Annotated in this window: 21 protein-coding genes; all 21 read left to right on the forward strand. The window is 39.9% G+C overall.

Going from position 1 to position 18556, the window contains the following annotated elements:
• The first annotated feature begins 121 nt into the window (after window positions 1-121).
• Entirely contained in the window at window positions 122-2008 is a 1887-nt protein-coding gene (locus EO112_RS06120) for an acyltransferase family protein (RefSeq protein ID WP_127163453.1), read from the forward strand.
• Between the two features lie 211 nt (window positions 2009-2219).
• Window positions 2220-3233 (forward strand): GspE/PulE family protein, encoded by a 1014-nt coding sequence (locus tag EO112_RS06125; protein WP_127163455.1) that lies wholly within the window; start codon window positions 2220-2222, stop codon window positions 3231-3233.
• Complete coding sequence (locus EO112_RS06130) at window positions 3230-4222, forward strand: type IV pilus twitching motility protein PilT (RefSeq protein ID WP_127163457.1); 993 nt, start codon at window positions 3230-3232, stop codon at window positions 4220-4222. Before EO112_RS06125 ends, EO112_RS06130 begins: the two co-directional genes overlap by 4 nt.
• Before the next feature lie 12 nt (window positions 4223-4234).
• Window positions 4235-5410 carry a type II secretion system F family protein gene (locus EO112_RS06135; RefSeq protein WP_127163459.1) on the forward strand — a complete coding sequence of 392 codons (1176 nt, stop codon included), beginning with the start codon at window positions 4235-4237 and terminating at the stop codon, window positions 5408-5410.
• Window positions 5411-5418: 8 nt separating this feature from the next.
• On the forward strand, window positions 5419-5796 hold the full coding sequence (locus tag EO112_RS06140; RefSeq protein WP_009353863.1) for a competence type IV pilus major pilin ComGC: 378 nt from the start codon (window positions 5419-5421) through the stop codon (window positions 5794-5796).
• Window positions 5797-5818: 22 nt separating this feature from the next.
• Window positions 5819-6433, forward strand: coding sequence for a prepilin peptidase (locus tag EO112_RS06145; protein WP_127163461.1), 615 nt, complete (start codon window positions 5819-5821; stop codon window positions 6431-6433).
• Entirely contained in the window at window positions 6430-6894 is a 465-nt protein-coding gene (locus EO112_RS06150) for a hypothetical protein (RefSeq protein WP_127163463.1), read from the forward strand. The genes EO112_RS06145 and EO112_RS06150 overlap by 4 nt, the downstream gene beginning before the upstream one ends.
• On the forward strand, window positions 6891-7247 hold the full coding sequence (locus tag EO112_RS06155; RefSeq protein WP_038144948.1) for a hypothetical protein: 357 nt from the start codon (window positions 6891-6893) through the stop codon (window positions 7245-7247). The genes EO112_RS06150 and EO112_RS06155 overlap by 4 nt, the downstream gene beginning before the upstream one ends.
• 135 nt (window positions 7248-7382) lie before the next feature.
• Window positions 7383-7988, forward strand: coding sequence for a hypothetical protein (locus EO112_RS06160; protein ID WP_038144945.1), 606 nt, complete (start codon window positions 7383-7385; stop codon window positions 7986-7988).
• Between the two features lie 192 nt (window positions 7989-8180).
• A complete protein-coding gene (locus tag EO112_RS06165; protein WP_009353848.1) occupies window positions 8181-8621 on the forward strand; it encodes a hypothetical protein in 441 nt (146 codons plus the stop codon).
• Between the two features lie 11 nt (window positions 8622-8632).
• On the forward strand, window positions 8633-9466 hold the full coding sequence (locus EO112_RS06170; RefSeq protein WP_062402352.1) for a hypothetical protein: 834 nt from the start codon (window positions 8633-8635) through the stop codon (window positions 9464-9466).
• The gene (locus tag EO112_RS06175) at window positions 9456-10007 is read left to right on the forward strand and encodes a hypothetical protein (RefSeq protein ID WP_164723956.1); all 552 of its coding nucleotides are present in this window, start codon (window positions 9456-9458) and stop codon (window positions 10005-10007) included. Before EO112_RS06170 ends, EO112_RS06175 begins: the two co-directional genes overlap by 11 nt.
• A gap of 34 nt (window positions 10008-10041) precedes the next feature.
• Window positions 10042-10425, forward strand: coding sequence for a hypothetical protein (locus EO112_RS06180; RefSeq protein WP_126940772.1), 384 nt, complete (start codon window positions 10042-10044; stop codon window positions 10423-10425).
• Window positions 10426-10511: 86 nt separating this feature from the next.
• Complete coding sequence (locus EO112_RS06185; RefSeq protein ID WP_009353844.1) at window positions 10512-11075, forward strand: shikimate kinase; 564 nt, start codon at window positions 10512-10514, stop codon at window positions 11073-11075.
• A gap of 1 nt (window position 11076) precedes the next feature.
• Window positions 11077-12036 carry a 6-phosphofructokinase gene (gene pfkA / locus EO112_RS06190; RefSeq protein WP_062402363.1) on the forward strand — a complete coding sequence of 320 codons (960 nt, stop codon included), beginning with the start codon at window positions 11077-11079 and terminating at the stop codon, window positions 12034-12036.
• A gap of 261 nt (window positions 12037-12297) precedes the next feature.
• Window positions 12298-13365, forward strand: coding sequence for an efflux RND transporter periplasmic adaptor subunit (locus EO112_RS06195; protein WP_082717795.1), 1068 nt, complete (start codon window positions 12298-12300; stop codon window positions 13363-13365).
• Window positions 13365-14102 carry an ABC transporter ATP-binding protein gene (locus EO112_RS06200; RefSeq protein ID WP_062402368.1) on the forward strand — a complete coding sequence of 246 codons (738 nt, stop codon included), beginning with the start codon at window positions 13365-13367 and terminating at the stop codon, window positions 14100-14102. Before EO112_RS06195 ends, EO112_RS06200 begins: the two co-directional genes overlap by 1 nt.
• A complete protein-coding gene (locus tag EO112_RS06205; RefSeq protein ID WP_126940771.1) occupies window positions 14095-15306 on the forward strand; it encodes an ABC transporter permease in 1212 nt (403 codons plus the stop codon). Before EO112_RS06200 ends, EO112_RS06205 begins: the two co-directional genes overlap by 8 nt.
• Window positions 15307-15360: 54 nt before the next feature.
• Window positions 15361-15645, forward strand: a complete 285-nt coding sequence (gene gatC, locus EO112_RS06210; RefSeq protein ID WP_126938694.1) for an Asp-tRNA(Asn)/Glu-tRNA(Gln) amidotransferase subunit GatC — start codon at window positions 15361-15363, stop codon at window positions 15643-15645.
• A 10-nt stretch (window positions 15646-15655) separates the two neighbouring features.
• Window positions 15656-17113, forward strand: coding sequence for an Asp-tRNA(Asn)/Glu-tRNA(Gln) amidotransferase subunit GatA (gene gatA, locus EO112_RS06215; protein ID WP_126940770.1), 1458 nt, complete (start codon window positions 15656-15658; stop codon window positions 17111-17113).
• The gene (gene gatB / locus EO112_RS06220; protein ID WP_126940769.1) at window positions 17110-18555 is read left to right on the forward strand and encodes an Asp-tRNA(Asn)/Glu-tRNA(Gln) amidotransferase subunit GatB; all 1446 of its coding nucleotides are present in this window, start codon (window positions 17110-17112) and stop codon (window positions 18553-18555) included. Before gatA ends, gatB begins: the two co-directional genes overlap by 4 nt.
• Window position 18556: the final 1 nt, after the last annotated feature.

Raw genomic sequence — 18556 nt, forward strand, 5'->3', positions numbered from 1 at the left:
TAATAAGAAAGTGCTTACTATTCTTAAAATTTACTCTACGCAGTGCCCATTCTCTATGCTATAATGTATATTACGTATCAAATAATGTAGTATATATTATTCATAATGGAAGGGAAGACAAATGATGCCACCAGAGTTAGAAGAACCGCATCAAGGGCTCGGTTCAAGACAGAAAAAACGTATTATAGGAGTCAAACCAGGTCAGTTTGTGAAAGGCCTTGACGGGCTAAAAGGGTTAGCCATTCTAGGGGTCACGATCTTTCATTTATTTCCCCATGCAGCCAGTGGCGGGTTCATGGGGGTTTCCCTTTTCTTTGTCTTATCGGGGTATTTATTAGCTTTCACCACAAATCAACAATGGAAGGTGGGAAATTATAGCATTTCCAAATTTTTTCAGCGTAGAGCAGAGCGGATTCTTATCCCCTTAGTGTTGATGGTGACGGTCATATTAGGGCTATGGCATTTACTATTACCTGAAAAACTAGCGGGCATACGCCCAGAAGTGATTTCCATTTTGCTGGGCTATAATAACTGGTGGCAAATCGCACAAAATGCGGACTATTTTACCCGTTTATTAAACACATCGCCATTCACCCATATGTGGTTCTTAGGGGTAGAAATTCAATACATTGTCATTTGGCCAATTCTATTTTGGATCTATACAGCACTGAAAAGACAATGGAGTTATACCATCGGTCTAGTATGGATGTTGGTGTTAGCATTAGGTTCCTCTGTCATTATGCCTCTACTATATACAGAGGGTATGGACGTATCTCGTTTTTATTACGGCACAGACACACGGCTATTCGCATTGCTATTGGGTGCCTTTTTGGGATTGCACCGGAGTGAACAAAAACTATATCCTTTGGGCACTATGAAAGGAAATGTTATCAGCAGTGTACTCCTACTGGTAGGTATCATTGTAACAGTGCTAGGGTACATCTATTTAGATGGGCAAAGCCCTTCTCTTTACACCTATGGCATGGTAGCATTTACTTGTCTATTTGGGTTCATGGTGTGGTTAGTAGAACGTCCTAACACGCCACTTGGAAAACTGATTGATGTGCCACTCCTCGCATGGTTTGGTAAACATAGTTATGGATTATTTTTATGGCAATATCCAATGATTTATCTCTTTGAACATATGGGTTTCATGGAATATTTTGCATCACCCATAGCCTACTATATCGTCTTAGTATCGGCTATCATAGGCCTTACACTTTGGCCTGAAGCGGTGACGAATTGGTGTGTCCGTCAACATAGTGTCCGTGCTATTGTGGATGTCGTTCGTTCCTACTATGTGAAAGTTGTTTCTATCGTGGGGGCTATTTGTATTGTCCTAGGTATGTATGCATTTGCTACAGCATCAGAAGAGAAGCAACAAGATGTGACAGAATTGCAAGTGCGATTGGCGAAGAATGCAGAATCCCAAGCTGCAGAAAATGCGAAGGTAATCGATTTGTCTACTGTCAGTGATCCACAAGATATGGTGCATATGGCAGCCATTGGTGATTCCGTCATGCTTGGTTCCGCGCATGCATTACGAAAGGACTTTGCAGGTATACAAATTGATGCCAAAGTATCTCGCTATGTAGGAGCAGGTTTAGGGATTGCAAAGCAAATGGATGCTAAGCAACAATTAGGCAATGCGGTCCTTATTGGCCTTGGTACGAATGGTCCCATTACAGGCTATTATGAAGATGAAACAAAAGCATTGGTGCAGTATTTAGGGTCCAATCGTCAGATTTTCTGGATCAACAATTATGCGCCAGGCATCCAATGGATTGAAGCCAATAATACATACTTAACTAAGCTTGCCAAAGAACATCCGAATGTGCATATCATCGACTGGGCTAGCCTAGCAGCAAAACATCGTGACTGGCTTGGAGATGACGGTATCCATCCGAATGATACAGGTGTGAGAGAATACTCTAAATTTATCCATGATGAAGTAAAAAAAGTATTACTCCAACAAGAAGAAATAAATAAAAAACAGAAAAAGCGATAAGTACTTATCATATGATAAGGGGAATTAGCTAGACATACCAATATATAAGGGTTGTAACAATATGTAGATTCTACATCTTTGTTATGACCCTTTTTTGATTAATTTCTCCTAAAATAGCACTACTAGTCAACGTTGACTGGTAGGAGTGTTTTCTAGGGTTTTAGAGGGTGCATAGAGAAATCCTAAGTACGCAAGTAAAGGAGGTGAAATTATGTACCATGTGGAGATTGAGCTGGATCATTTCTTTCAGCGTGCTTATGAAAGTGGAGCCAGTGATATGCATTTTGATGCCTTAGAAAAAGAGGTGCAAGTTCGATTCCGCTTGGATGGTCGTTTGCAAGAGATAGCTCGGATTCCCATGCCAGAAGGTGAGCAAGTGATGAATCGTTTGAAAGTCTTAGGATCTTTAGATATTAGTGAAAAAAGATTACCTCAAGATGGGCGGTATGTGTGGACCCATGGAAATCACTCAGGAACGATACGTATGTCTTCCTTGCCATCTGTGTATGGTGAAAGTCTTGTATGCCGACTCTTTTGGCATGATGAACAAATAAAATCCTTAGAAGAATTAGGGATGCCTGCTCATATCAGTGCAGAGGTACGCAGGTTATTGGCACGCCCACATGGATTACTGCTTGTGTGTGGGCCTACAGGGTCTGGTAAAAGTTCTACCTTGTATGCATTATTACAAGAACTTAATGGAGAAGAGGAGCAAATCATTACCTTGGAGCATCCAGTGGAACGTATCGTAGAAAAAGCCGTTCAAATTGGTGTACAGCCACAAATTGGTATGACTTTTAGTAAGGGATTACGTGCTATTTTACGGCATGATCCAGACACCATAGTAGTTGGTGAAATTCGTGACCAAGAAACGGCGCAGCTAGCGGTACAGGCAGCGCTTACGGGGCATCGTGTGCTCTCCACAATTCATACGAACCATGCCCTAGGTGTGGTGGAACGATTGGTGGATATGGGTGTAGAAGACTATCTTGTACGTGCCACCTTAACCGGTGTTATCTCGCAACGATTGGTACGAACGCTAGTAGATGGAGCGTATCATGGTCGCTGTGGATTGTATGAGTTACTAGCCATTCCGAACCATGATTGCCATTGGCAACAGCTAGATTCCTATCTGCTTTGTTCTTTGGAAGAGTCAGCTCGGCGAGCCATCGAGGAAGGTTTGACTACGGAAGAAGAGGTACTTCGTGTGGGGGTAGTACTATGATTTGGTCACAAGTATTACACGAAGCTATCAAGCGAGGGGCTACAGATATTCATGTACAAAGTGGTACGGTCTTTTGGCGCTTGGGCATGGATGTAGTACCTACAGAGTACCACTTATCTGATGAAGACATGCTAACGTTTCTAACCGACCAAGTACATACCATATCGGATACTTTGATGTCCTATGATGGAGCCATGACCTTTGAAGGCTTACGCATTCGGGTTCATCTATTCCGTTGGCGTTCTGGTTGGGGCGGTACCTTACGTATTTTGTATCCCCCTAAAACAGGGCTAGATACATCGGAAGAGGGCAATTTATTGCGCCGTATATCTTCTTTCAAAGAAGGTTTAGTTATTATCGCTGGTGCTACTGGTTCAGGAAAATCTTACACTCTTACCTCTTGTTTAATGCACATCAATGAAAGTATGCGACGCCATATTATTACACTAGAAGACCCCATAGAATATGTATTGGACCATCAACAGTCCTTAATACATCAACGGGAATTGCATACACACTTTCATCATATGGCAGACGGTATTCGAGATGCATTGCGAGAAGATCCAGATGTGATTTTAATCGGTGAGGTACGGGATAAGGAAACATTGGAAGCGGCACTACATGCGGCGGAAACGGGGCATCTCGTATTTGCTACCTTGCATACGCAACGTGCTACTATGTCCATTAATCGGATGATTTCCATGTTTCCAGCACACCAACAAGAGGAAGTGCGGACACAACTTTCACAGATATTACGAGCCGTCATCTGTCAACGACTGGTTGTTATCGACGATAGATTTATACCGGTACGAGACATTTTGATTAATACCCCTGCAGTGGCTAATTTGATACGGCAACGAAAGGAGCCACAAATCGTATCCATACAAGAAACGCAAAGGCCCATGAAAACACTGGAAATGGCAGTTGCCGAGTTAAGGTCAATCTATGGTTCATCGCCAGTGTTAGAGTCTGTATTACAGGTAAATTAGTGGAGAATATCTATGAGTTGGTATACGTATGAAGGATTTACGACGGATAAAAAAATAGTGTCAGGCAAAGTATGGGGCGACTCTGAAGAGGAAGTGCAGGCAAAGCTAGCCTATCAATCGATAACACCGATTCATTTGGAATGTGTTGTTGTGAAGTCAAGAAAACAGCAATGGAAAGCAGCTCATATGATTCACTTTGCCTATCGATTACATATGTTGTTGGGCGCAGGTATTTCTTTACGAAAAGCCTTGGATATGATGGTCAATACAAAAGGGGCCACTATTCCTTATGGAGATATTCGTGAAGATGTAGGACGTGGTATGGCACTATCAAAGAGTTTATCCAAGTATCAGTGCCCTATCATTGTCACCACTATACTGCAGGCGGGGGAAGCATCAGGAACCCTAGTTGAATCGTTAGGCATGATTCAAAGTATGTACGAAGAAGAGCATCGATTACGCCAACAATTAGTATCAGCCATTACATACCCATCATTTTTGGTGGTACTTATGATAGTATTTGTAGGCGTTGCAGTGGGTTTTATTTTACCGCAATTTAAATCAGTTTTTGAGAGCATGCAAATTGAATTGCCACCGCTTACAGCAGCTCTTTTTGCAGGAGGTACATGGTTACAACAAAAAGGGGTGTATCTCCTGATTACCTTGCTAGTATTCGGTATGGTTTTCTGGAAATCGTACGAACGAGAATCTGTGAAATTCAGTGTGCATCGTAAGGTTTGGCTATGTATGGCACAAAGGGAATGGCTTATGGCGTATACGATGGTACGCATGTGTCAGATTTGGAAGCTACTTTTAAAAAGCGGTATACCTTTGTTACAACTGTTGGATATGACAGAATCGCTGTGGGGCAACCGCTGGGCAAGTGCGCTACAAAAAGAGGTGAAAACTCGTATTTCCCAAGGGCATGGATTTACGGATTCATTAGAAAAGGTGCAATTAGGAACTTCTTTTTTATGGGATTTGCTTCACATCGGAGAAGAAACGGGTGACCTAGAAAGTATGTTAGACCAAGGGCATGCGTATTATAAGGGGATTTTGGACCGGACTGTGAAACGAGGAGAACAATTATTAGAACCTATTATGCTTAGCATTATGGGCAGTATAATCGCTTTACTTGTGGTAGCGGTAATGTTACCGATGTTTAATTCAATTTCAGCCATTCAATAGGAGGAATTATGGAAGCAGTACGACAACGTTTGTCTTTACGACAACGGAAGCAACAAGATGGATTTACCTTAGTGGAATTAATGGTTGTGGTAGCAGTCATTGCTATTTTAGCATCCTTGGCAATGCCACAGTTTTTAAATGCTTCAAACAAGGCGAAGGAAGCGAAAATTAAATCAGATGTTACAACGATTTCTAATGCAGCACAGTTGTATATGATGGAACAATCTACCGATACAGTACCTACGGTAGAGACATTGTACAAAGAAGGCTATTTAACAGAACATGTGAAAACTCCTAAGGGTGGAGAATATACAGTCACCAGTGTACAAAATGAAGGCGGTAAAGGTAAACATATTGCTGTCACTGCACCTGATGCGGCTAATTAATTAGTTGAAGGAAGAGGGAAATATGGAGTATGTATTAGGAGGTATTGCTGGTATCACAGGAGTTGCAAGCCTCTATCTCATTGTTTCTTGGACCTATATGAAAACACATAGTATGTGGTGCCTTATGTCCATTTTTGCTCATGTCATAGGGACAGTAGGGCTTTGCTATACCTATCAAGTTGGATACATTACGAATATCTATGAACTGGCACTTCTTTATATGCTGGAGGTAACGCTCTTTTGGGGATCAACCATCGATAAGCTATATTACATTCTTCCCGATGAGGGAGCTATTCTAATTTGTATATGTGGATTTGTTTACCAGTGGATAGGTAATGGTGATGTATTGATGATAGTAGTCAATGCCCTCTGTATGGGCGGATTGTGGTGCTCATTGCGGTGGTTTAGCCGTGGTGGTGTGGGATTAGGTGACATCAAATGGTTGATTGCCATTAGTTGTTGGCTCACATCAGTGGAATGTTTGGCATTATGCGGACTTTCCTCTGTCATTGGCATCTTGTACAGTTGTGTGTGGCGTGTTACATCTCCGAATCATACCTATATTCCCTTTGGCCCTTCTTTCAGTATGGCAACCATATTACTATTCATATGCCCTGTAGGGAGGTGGCTTTGGTGAAAAGCCAAGAGAATATAGAAGGGTCCTTATTAGTGGAAGTTGTACTATATATGACTATTTTTTCTCTTGTTATAGGCATGGTTTTATTATTACATAATGAAGAGCAACGAGAGTATCATGTATTTGATCGAGAAGGTCGTATCTTATTTGCCCATGTGAAACGTATGCAACTTGCTACTTTGTATGGAAACTTACAGAATAATAATGGTGCCAATCGTGTTGTCCTAGAGCGTATGCGATATGGATATATTAATACAAATAACTCTTTAGTGTACCGTAATTTACCAGAATCTATGCATATCGAATTTACTGGAACTTACCCCAGTATTCGATTTATAGCTCATAAAGGAGTTGGGAAAGTATTTACTGTTACATTAGTAGATGATCTAGTTCGCTATAAACGTACATTCATTTTTGCCCGTCAATCAGGGCGTATACGTTGGGAGGAATCAAAATTTTGAAACTAAAAGAGGAAGGATTTCTCTATATGGATGTATTAGCTTCGTTGTTTGTAATGAGTCTATTATGTTCAACTTTATTCGTACTCATGATGAGCAGTATCCAACAATATGGAAAAATGATGGAAGAAGATAGAATATTACAAGCTATGATTTTGTATATGGAAGAGGGGAAGGCTAGTTGGGCACATGGACAGATTCCGGAGTCTGGTGAACCACCAACTGTGGGAACAACTACTTTTCAGCGTAAGACAGAAATAAATCAAGAAGGAGTACGTATATTAATGGTAATAGCCTATCGTCATGGTGAAGAAATACATCGGTTCACTACTTATTTATTGCCTTCTAGCCAATGAGATACATCATCAAGATGACGAAAGAGGCAAACTGAAAATATAGTGCAGTTATCTGATATAGATTAAAAAACGAATTGTTATGATTTCGAGATAAGTATATAAAAAATTGTGATGTGCAATGGCGAGGTAAAATGCATGGGTATGGTATTACGCTTGAAAAAGACGAGGACTTTTTGTTGGATACCCAAGGGTAAACAGGGAACAGCAGGATTTTTACTGGTGGAAGCAGTATTAGGAAGTCTGTTATTAATGACCATCGTAACAGGTTTTTTCTTAATCACATCACATAGTGTGAAGTGGATACATATGTTGCATCATCGTCATGAGTTGCTGTTAGATGCTAGGTTTAGTCGTATACAGATTATGAATCGCCTTCGCTATAGTGAGAAAAGACCGATAGTTAGTAAAGATGGGTCATGGCTAGTATCTCCATCAAACTGGAGGATACGCGTCTATCAAGATGCCTTTGTGACCATATTATCTGATGGACAATTGCAGGATATTACAGAAAATGAAATTAGTCCCAAGATTGGAAAAATACATGTATTTCCGCAAGGGTCTACATTTTTTCAGGAACGATCAGATGGTCTTGTTGACTTACATTGGTATTCAGAGGTACGTCCCTATTGGCGGCGAGATCATATTCAACTTATGGAAGGTGGACAGAACCGATATCATGTACAGACAGGCATTCTGCCGTATGCCACCTATCTTCAGAGATTACAACATATAGCAAAGTAAGTTGGTACTTTGTCATAATAGATAGAAATACGCATATGAGCAGAAATACTAAGCATACATGTTAATATGCATAATCTATCTATAGGGTTATGAATTATGTCAGAAGCCGTAAAATATATACAAAAAACAGTTAGTTAGAAATAGATGCTTGTAGAGCACTTATATTAGGTAATGTATGCGAGGTTAACTATTATGTTGCGCTGGAAAGGGCAAAAGAAAAATGGCTTTGTATCATACATGATATTACTAATAGCGATGATGACCATTGGTACTTGGGTGGCTTGGCTACATACGATGCAGATTACGTATCAAAGCATGATGGATGAATATCGTTTTGTTCGATGTCAATATGGCATAGAGCGAGGCATAGTATTAGGTACAAATAAAAAATTCTTTTTAGCTCATCAAAAGGAAATAACTGGTAGTGGTTCACCGAAATATGTACTAGAAGAAACGGATACGGAACGGATTGAGGCTATTTTATATAAAGAACAAGAAGAGCAACTTTATTGTTTACGGCTCTTATGTACTGATGTAGAAACAGAAACGAATATAAAAAAAGATGTATACATTAAGACCATATATAAAAATGACATACTAGAGACGATACAAATAGAATGGGTCAGAGAGTAAGGAGGTTTGTAGTGAAAAGTAAACGAGTGATGGGTATTGCCATTGGACATGATGAAATTGTTGGGATAAAAGCCTACAAAATTGAAGGTACTATTGTGCTAGAAGATGTAATCGTTCAAAAACGACACAGTAATAAGGGAACTGATGTGAAAGAGTTTTTTGACTATTATGGAGAAGTTGGTATATCTATTGGTTGTGTTTTTGAATCGCCACTTCAATCAGTATACATGGAAACACCGATGATGCATAAAATAGATCAGTACTTATTTGCCCACCGTGAGGGAAAACGAATCTTTCAGAATGAAGATTTCCCTAATGCTATCGATTTTGCCTCTAGACCAGGTACAACGGAGGAGCTAATGTGTATGCTCATCGTAGCCTTAGAACGAAAACAAGTGAAACAGGTGGCGCAAGGGATTCAACAAGGCGGAGGAGATCTTCGTGTTATCGATTACTGGCCAGCACCTCTTGCGTTCAGCCGTGGTCGAGAATCGTCTATGCTTTGTATCACCCCAGAGGAAGATAAGGTGCAAGTATCTTTATGGAATGATAAATTCTGTACGGCGCATACCTTAGTATCATTAGATGTGAATGAAGTATTGGAAGCCTGTAAAACGGTCTATGAAGATAGCAAACAATTTCAAGTGCCCTATCCTAAGGGAGCTATTGTAGTTGGTTTTGATGAAACAAGATCTAAAGCCTTTGAGTCTATTTTAGAAACCTATGGAACAATAGATCAGGTACCCCTTCATATAGTAGATAAAGGAGAAGCTTATAACCCAGAGAATATAAATCATGAAATGGCATATGGTTTAGCGATTAGGTTACTTGTCGATGGAAAATAAAGAAAATCTTAATTTTATAGAACCGGATATACAGTGGATGTGTTGGTATATTCGGTACAAAAACATATGGTGGGCCCTATTAGCTCTAGTGATCATTATATTAGTGGGTTCTGTGGCGATAGGCACAAAAGTATATATACAGTATCAAGACATTGTAGAGAAACAGAAAGAGATAATATCTCGCCATATTGATGCTAAAGAGGCTCATAGTGTATATGATTCTATGGTTCATGAGAATACAAAAGAAGAACCGTTGCCACAGGGAACGTTAAAGGAATGTATATATGTATTAGATGCATCGAATACATATCACATTCAATTGGTCGAGTGGTCTACTATGAACCAATGGTATGTGGAAGCTAGAGGAAGCACTGAAACTGAATTGCATCAGTTTAGTTCAGTGTTGAGTCGATTAGGAGGTCACCGTCATTATGATGAAGTGGTGGAAAAAGAATCCGGAACTGCACTATATCGTAGTCGTATTACAGCCACTATGGAAAGCCTTACCAATTCCCAAAAGAAGTCTACTTCTAGTCGTTAGTGTGTACTGTTGTGTAGTGGTTACGGGTATTAGTATGATGGTGTACTTTCAAGGAGAGAAGAAACGAATCTCTGCAGAGATTGATGAAGAGATACTTTTACAGGAAGCAGAAACAACATTTTTAAATAGTGAAAGTTATCAATTTGTCAAACAATTAGATGAGAATGTGTTAGACCTAGAAGGCTTGTATCATTTGGTATTGTCCTCTATAGGAGACACACCTTTAGTGGTGGTCAGTACGCACAAAGAAGCAGAATCCCTAGATGTGGTAGTGCAAGGGTCTACCTTAGATATGGTGCAATGGTTGGTAGGTATGCAAAAGGCACATCCTACCTTGCGTTTTAGGATAGAGAAAATTATTCATGTACAAGGTGTGACTACTTTACAATGTAAGATTTATGAAAATACTAAAAATTAGCTTTAATGGTTTGTCAAAGTATAGTCGAGTATAGTAAAATAAAGTTAAAATTTACTACTAGATGGAAGAATGAGATATTATAAAACATGAAAACGACTATCAAGAGAAACATTATCCTCATTGGTTCTATGGGGAGCGGAAAAAGTCACTTAGGTCGAAATTTAGCGGATGCCAAAGGCTGGCAGTTTGTTGACACGGATCGAATCTTAGAAAAACGATATAATATGCCTATTGCTGATATTTTTAAGACAATAGGTGAAAAGGCATTTCGTCGTGCAGAATTTGAAGTAATTAAAAAGGTGGCCATGTATCATGAAGCGGTGATTTCTGTAGGTGGAAACTTCCCTATTGACATGCGTACATTACGATATATGCAAAAATACTCTTTTATTGTAGGTATACGCGCTTCACATTATCGGATTGTAAATCGTGTCAATCGGTGGATTGGTAAGCGGCCGACTATGAATTATGATGATGTATCTGGGTATGTAGCATGGATGATGCGACGGTGGAAACCCTTATATCGCAAATGTGACCATGTGTTAGATACTACATACAGTCATACGGATGAATTGGTGACGAGTATTGACGGATCCATAAAGTCTAAAGGCATATATTTTAAACGGCGAAAAGTACACCAAGGTGAATAATATGAAACGTATAGCTATTTTAACAAGTGGTGGAGATGCACCAGGAATGAATGCAGTCATTCGTTCTATCACAAGAAGTGCAATATATGAAGGCCTCGATGTAGTAGGAATACAACGAGGCTTTTTGGGCGTTTTAGAAGAAGACTTTATTTCTTTGACTCGGCGTAGTGTAGGGAATATTGTGAACAAGGGAGGGACGATTTTAAAATCTTCCCGTTGTCTTGAATTTAAAGAACCTGAACATCAACAAAGAGGCTATGATAATTTACGTCGTCATGGTATTGACGGATTAGTCGTTGTTGGTGGAGATGGTTCTATGTGTGGTGCTAAGGTGTTGTCTGACCTAGGATTACCTACGGTGACAATTCCAGGCACTATTGATAAAGATATGAATGGTACCGATTATACAATCGGCTTTGATACAGCTCTTAATACCATCATTGATGGGGTGAGCAAAATTCGTGATACCTCTACAGCTCATGATCGTGTAGCTATTGTAGAAGTGATGGGACGACATGCAGGTCATATTGCTGTGTACGCTGGCGTCGCATGCGGTGCTGAGGTGGTACTGACACCAGAGGTGCCAATGACATTAGAAGAGGTAAAAGAATCATTAGAAAATACTACTCGTAATGGTAAAAAGAATAGTATTATTATCGTTGCGGAAGGAGCCTATAGTGCTTTTGAAGTGGCTCAATATATTAAAGCACATACATCCTATGCACCCTCTGTGACAGTGTTAGGTTATTTACAACGTGGTGGATCACCGTCTGCTTATGATGCATTAATGGCTGCTCGCTTAGGAGAGGCAGGAGTACGTGCCTTGTTAGAGGGACATACACATCATCTAATAGGGGTTCATTGCAATCATATTGATGCGATAGCCTATGAGGAAGCTGTAATATGTGAGTATCCTTTAGATACTTCTTTATACCAATTAATACGAGTATTAGGACAATAATTTCATAGTTGTTTTGCTATTGTATTGTATAAGATAAAGAAAACTAACTTTAGTTTTCTTTTCTTTTTATCCTCTATCTATGGTATGTTTTGTTTTATACTATAGTAAAGGGCTACTTATAAAAGGAAGCTATCAGCAGGCGTAAACCAGTTTAAGGAGATGAAAGTCTATACTATATGTTGGAGTTGGGGCCTATTAGAGTAAGGAAACACCATTTTGGTGGCATTCTATATGTAATCGATGGACAAAAGGAGATATTTTATGTGGAAAAATAAAAAATTATGGATTGCCATTGTGGCTATCTTAGTGGTAGCTATTGGTGGATGGCAATGGTATAGTAGTAGCCAAACAAAAGAGGCACCTACCTATACAACGGGAAAAGTAGGAAAAGGTAGTATTTCATCTACTATTAATGCAACGGGAACGATTAATCCTGTTCGCTATGTAGATGTATCTACCAATATTCCTGGCAAATTAGAATCTGTTTTGGTGAAAGCCAATCAGCATGTAACAGCAGGTCAGGTCATCGCTACTATTGATTCTCGTCAATTACAGGCTTCTGTAGATAATGCAAGGGCCACACTCAACCAAACAGCCACAGATTTGGATCGATACCGTACGTTAGTGTCACAAGGTGCCATTTCACAGCAAACCTATGATAATGCCTTAGCAGCCTATGAAAAAGCAAAAGCTAGTTATGATCAAGTAGCAGCAAACTTAACAGATAGTACTATTACAGCTCCTATGGATGGGACCATTATTGGAGAACCTTTGAAAGCAGGTCAAACTATCGCCACTGGTATTTCTACACAAATGATCATTGCCACTATCGCTGATTTGTCTGATTTAGAAATTTATTTAACAGTTGACGAAACAGATATTGGAAATGTAAAAGAAGGTGCCAAAGTAGATTTCACGGTCGATGCACATCCTGGTAAGACTTTCACGGGTACTGTTAAAAGTATTTCTTTAGGTACAAAAGGTAGTATGGGAACGACCAGTTCATCCGTAGTGTATTATACAGTGCGCGTAGCAATTCCTGCTGGTGATGTAAGCCATTTCTTTCCTAGTATGACCGCACGTGCTACGATTCATGGAGAAGAACGACAAAATGTATTGGTAGTTCCATTGGCTGCTGTTCGTTCTGATAAAGTGGGAGAATTTGTGTATGTCATCAAAAATGGTAAACCTCTTAGAACCAGTGTAAAAACTGGTATGACTGGTGATTCTACAATTGAAATTATTTCTGGAGTAGAAGAAGGTGATGAAATCATTATCAGTGGTGATGTAAGCACGACAAAAAAACAACAACAGAGGGGGCCATTCTAATGGAAACTCCAAAAAAAGCAGTCATTACCTTGGAGGGGATTACGAAAACCTATGTGAATGGAAAGTTAACGGTACCAGTATTACATGGTATTGATTTGTCCATTTATGAAGGGGAGTTTACCTCTATCATGGGACCTTCAGGATCTGGGAAGTCTACGTTTATGAATATCTTAGGATGTCTTGACAGACCTACCAGTGGTTCCTATCGATTAGATGGAGAAGAAGTAGCCCATCTGGGGGACGATGAATTGGCCTATGTACGAAATAAACGAATTGGGTTCGTGTTCCAAAGTTTTAATTTATTGCCTAAATTAACGGCTCTAGATAATGTAGCATTACCGATGGTCTATGCAGGAGTGTCTAAAGCAGAACGTAAAGCTAGGGCTAGTCAGTTATTGATAGATTTGGGGCTCGGTACTCGGTTGGATCATATGCCAGCAGAATTATCAGGGGGACAACGACAACGTGTTGCTATTGCGAGGGCATTGGCAAATGACCCAGCGATTATTATGGCGGATGAACCTACAGGTAACCTTGATTCAAAAGCAAGTTTAGATGTGATGCATATCTTCACAGAATTATATCGAGAAGGGCGTACCATCATTTTAGTCACCCATGAGCCAGATATTGCTGAATATGCAGGTCGCAATGTGGTTTTAAAAGATGGTCTTATTGTAGAAGATAGAATAAATCCCCATATGAAAGGATTGCAGGTAGGAGGTGAAAGCCATGTATAAGGAAGGTTTCTTAATGGCTTGGTCATCTCTAATAGCCAATAAGATGCGATCATTATTGACGATGCTAGGTATCATCATTGGTGTAGCTGCGGTGATTGCACTTGTATCCATTGGATATGGGGTTCGTCAACAAATCACAGAATCTATTTCCAGTTTGGGTAGTAATCTATTAATGGTTTATCCAGGGGCTCCTAGAACACCAGGGGTACGCCCGGTATCTGGTGCTAATAAAACGTTAAAAATGGGCGACTATGAAGCTATTTCGAAGATGGATAGCGTGCAAGCAGCTTCACCAGTAGCAGCTAATTCGTATTTAACTGTGTACATGAGCAAGAATTGGACCACAACTGTGAATGGTGCTAACGCTGACTTTCAGTATGTAAACAATTGGACTATGAAATCAGGTCGTTTTATTACAGATAGTCAAATTGAACGCCGTGAACGGGTGGCAGTCATAGGTGCCACAGTGGCAAAAAACTTGTTTGGTAATGAAGATCCCATTGGTAAGGATATTCGGATTCATAAAAATTCTTTTAAAGTAGTAGGTGTCCTTGATGAAAAGGGTTCTGGTACTATGGGGAATGATCAAGATGATGTTATTGTAGTACCGTATACAACTATGATGGAACGTGTGATGGGTGTTGATTATTTGCGTATGATCTACATTCAAGCAAAAGAAGGCGAAGACTTAGAACGGGTGCAAGCAGATATAGAAAATATCTTGCGTGTCCGTCATGGCATTAAAAATCCTGATCTCGATGATTTTAATGTGAACAATATGGCGTCCATTATGAAGGCGGTAGAAGAAAATACAGCTACCATGACCTTATTCCTAGGTGCTGTGGCAGCGATTTCTTTATTAGTTGGTGGCATTGGCATTATGAATATCATGCTTGTGTCTGTTACGGAACGTACTCGAGAAATTGGTGTTCGTAAAGCCTTAGGTGCTACGTATCGTACGATTATTACACAGTTTTTAATTGAAGCCATCGTCATCTCTCTCGTAGGTGGTGCCATCGGTATTTTAGTGGGGATTGGTGCGTCACAGCTGATTGCTACAGTAGCTAAGTTAAAAACTGTAGTGACCACAGGACCTATTTTATTATCCTTTGGATTCTCTATGACGATAGGTCTTGTATTTGGTTTATATCCGGCTAGAAAAGCAGCTAAGTTAAATCCTATTGATGCCTTACATTATGAATAGGTACTTTCATCATGAAAGTATGTTATAATATATAAATTGAAAGGATGTGTGTCTATGAAAATTAGTCAAGAGGAAATTAAGAATATTGCCTTATTATCCCGATTAGAAATTAAAGATTTAGAGGCTGCTGAAAAAGCCCTCAGTAATATCCTTACCTATGTGGAGGAATTAGAAGAATTAGATTTAACAGATGTAGAGCCAATGGCTCATGCGGTGCCATTACAAAATGTGTATCGTCCAGATGAGATGAAACCATCATTGCCACGTGAAGCGGCATTACAAAATGCACCTGAAGAAGAGAATGGGTATTTCAGAGTACCTCGTGTTGTACAGAACTAGGAGAAGATACATGACTCTTTTTGAATTACATCAAAAATTAGTAAATAAAGAAATTTCTGCCCTAGAGCTTACAAAAGCTGTATTGGCACATAAAGATAATGTAGAGCCAACAGTACATGCGTACTTGTCTGACTCTCATGAAGCGGCGTTAGCACAAGCAGAGGCTGTAGATGCAAAAATCGCCAAGGGAGAAACTATTTCGCCATTAGCAGGGATTCCTGGGGCGATTAAAGATAATATTTGTACAAAAGGTGTGGCCACTACATGTGGATCCCATATGTTGGAAAACTTTGTGCCTCCGTACAATGCAACGGTTATCGAAAAATTACAAGCTCAAGATGCTGTTATTTTGGGTAAATTAAACATGGACGAGTTTGCTATGGGTAGTTCCACAGAGAATTCTGCTTTAGGCAAAACGACAAACCCATGGAATCCAGATTATGTTCCAGGCGGATCTTCCGGTGGTAGTGCAGCGGCGGTTGCCAGTGGTAGCGCAATCTGGGCATTAGGCTCCGATACAGGTGGATCCATTCGTCAACCAGCATCCTACTGTGGCGTGGTTGGTTTGAAACCAACCTATGGCAATGTATCTCGCTATGGATTAATTGCTTATGCATCTTCGTTGGACCAAATTGGCCCTGTGACAAGAGATGTACGTGATGCAGCCATCGTGTTGAATGCTATTACAGGCCATGATTTCCATGATTCTACATCCATCCCAGGAGATCGTGTCGATTATACAAAAGCTCTTGTGAAAGATGTAAAAGGCTTGCGCATCGGTGTGCCTAAAGAATATTTTGGTGAAGGTTTACATCCAGAAGTGCGTGCAGCTCTGGAAAAAGCTATTGAAACGTATCGCAATATGGGTGCCACTATTGTAGATATTTCCTTGCCAACTACAAAATATGCCTTGTCTGCGTACTATATCATCGCTTTAGCAGAAGCTAGTTCTAACCTAGCTCGTTATGATGGAGTTAGCTACGGCCTTCGCGTGCCAGCAGATAATTTAGTGGAAATGTCCACTAAAACTCGTACGGCAGGCTTTGGTGAAGAAGTACAACGCCGTATCTTGTTAGGTACCTATGTATTGAGTTCTGGTTATTATGATGCATACTATTTAAAAGCTCTAAAAGCTCGTCGTTTGATTAAAAATGAGTTTGATGCAGCATTCCAAGAATGTGATGTATTATTAACACCAACCGCTCCGAATACAGCTTTTAAATTTGGTGAAAAAATCAACGATCCATTGACTATGTATTTAGAGGATGTATGTACAGTGCCAGTTAACTTGGCAGGTATCCCAGGTATCAGTATTCCTGCTGGATTTGGTTCTAATGGTATGCCAATCGGTATGCAATTATTGGCGCCTGCTATGGGTGAAAGTACATTGTTGCAAGCAGCCTATAGTTTTGAACAAGAATGTCCTGAATTTACAAAATTGCCAACTATGGGAGAATTGAAACTATGAAATATGAAACAGTCGTAGGCCTTGAAGTTCATACTGAACTGAAAACAAATTCAAAAATTTTCTGCTCCTGTACAACGGCCTTCGGGGGCGACCATAATACACATGTATGTCCAACTTGCTTAGGTTTACCAGGAACAATGCCTGTATTTAACCAAAAAGTGTTGGAATATGCTATCAAAGTCGGTTTAGCATTAAACTGTGAAATCGTACTATTCAATAAATTTGACCGCAAAAACTATTATTACCCAGATTTGCCTAAAAACTGGCAAACTTCTCAATTTGACTTGCCTATTTGCGTAAACGGTCATCTTGATGTAGAGGTGAATGGTGAAACTCGTCGCATTCGTATCAACCGTATCCATATGGAAGAAGATGCTGGTAAATTAGTGCATAGTGGTGCTACTATTTCTAGCTCTGATAGCTCCAATGTAGACTACAATCGTACAGGTGTACCATTGTTAGAAATCGTATCAGAACCTGATCTTCGTTCTGGTGAAGAAGCGCGCCAATATGTGGATAAAATTCGTGCTATTGTACAATATTTAGGCGTATCTGACGGACGTATGGAAGAAGGTAGTTTGCGTTGTGATGCGAACATTTCTATTCGACCAGTAGGGGAAACTAAATTAGGCACAAAAACTGAAATCAAGAATATGAACTCTTTAACAGGTATCCAAAAAGGCATTGAATACGAAGCACTTCGTCAAGCAGAAGCATTGGAAGATGGAGAAACGATTGTTCAAGAAACTCGTACTTGGGACGATAGTAAAGGTATCACTCTTTCCATGCGTAAGAAAGAGAAGGAAAATGACTACCGTTTCTTCCCAGAACCAGATTTGGTACCTATTGTGGTAGACCCTAACTATGTAGAAGAAATTCGTCAATCCTTACCAGAATTGCCAGAAGCGAAACAACAACGCTTCATGGAATCCTATGGATTGTCTAGTGAAGATGCGCGTACATTGACGAGCCAACGCGGTACAGCGGACTATTTCGATGCGGTCGTAGAGGCTGGAGCAGATGCAAAAACGGCATCTAACTGGATCATCGGTGATTTGGCAAAACTTGTGAACGATGCTGGTATTTCTTATGCGGATAGCAAAGTACAACCAAAACAATTGGCTGATATGATTAGCCTAATTGAAAAAGGCACGATTTCTGGTAAAATTGCAAAACAAGTGATTGTCAAAATGTTTGAAACTGGTAAAAATCCAGACAAAATTGTAGAAGAAGAAGGCTTAGTTCAAATTACCGATACAGGAGCTATTGAAGAAATTGTAAAACAAGTCATTGCAGATAATCCAAAATCTGTGGAAGATTTCAAATCTGGTAAAGGTAAAGCTATCGGATTCTTGGTGGGCCAAGTGATGCGTGCCTCTAAAGGTAAAGCCAATCCTGGCGTAGTGAATGAATTGTTGGAAAAACATTTACAAGCTCTATAGG

Origin of the sequence: Veillonella sp. VA141 (assembly GCF_003992175.1) — a bacterium.
In the GTDB taxonomy this organism is placed as follows: Bacteria; Bacillota; Negativicutes; order Veillonellales; family Veillonellaceae; genus F0422.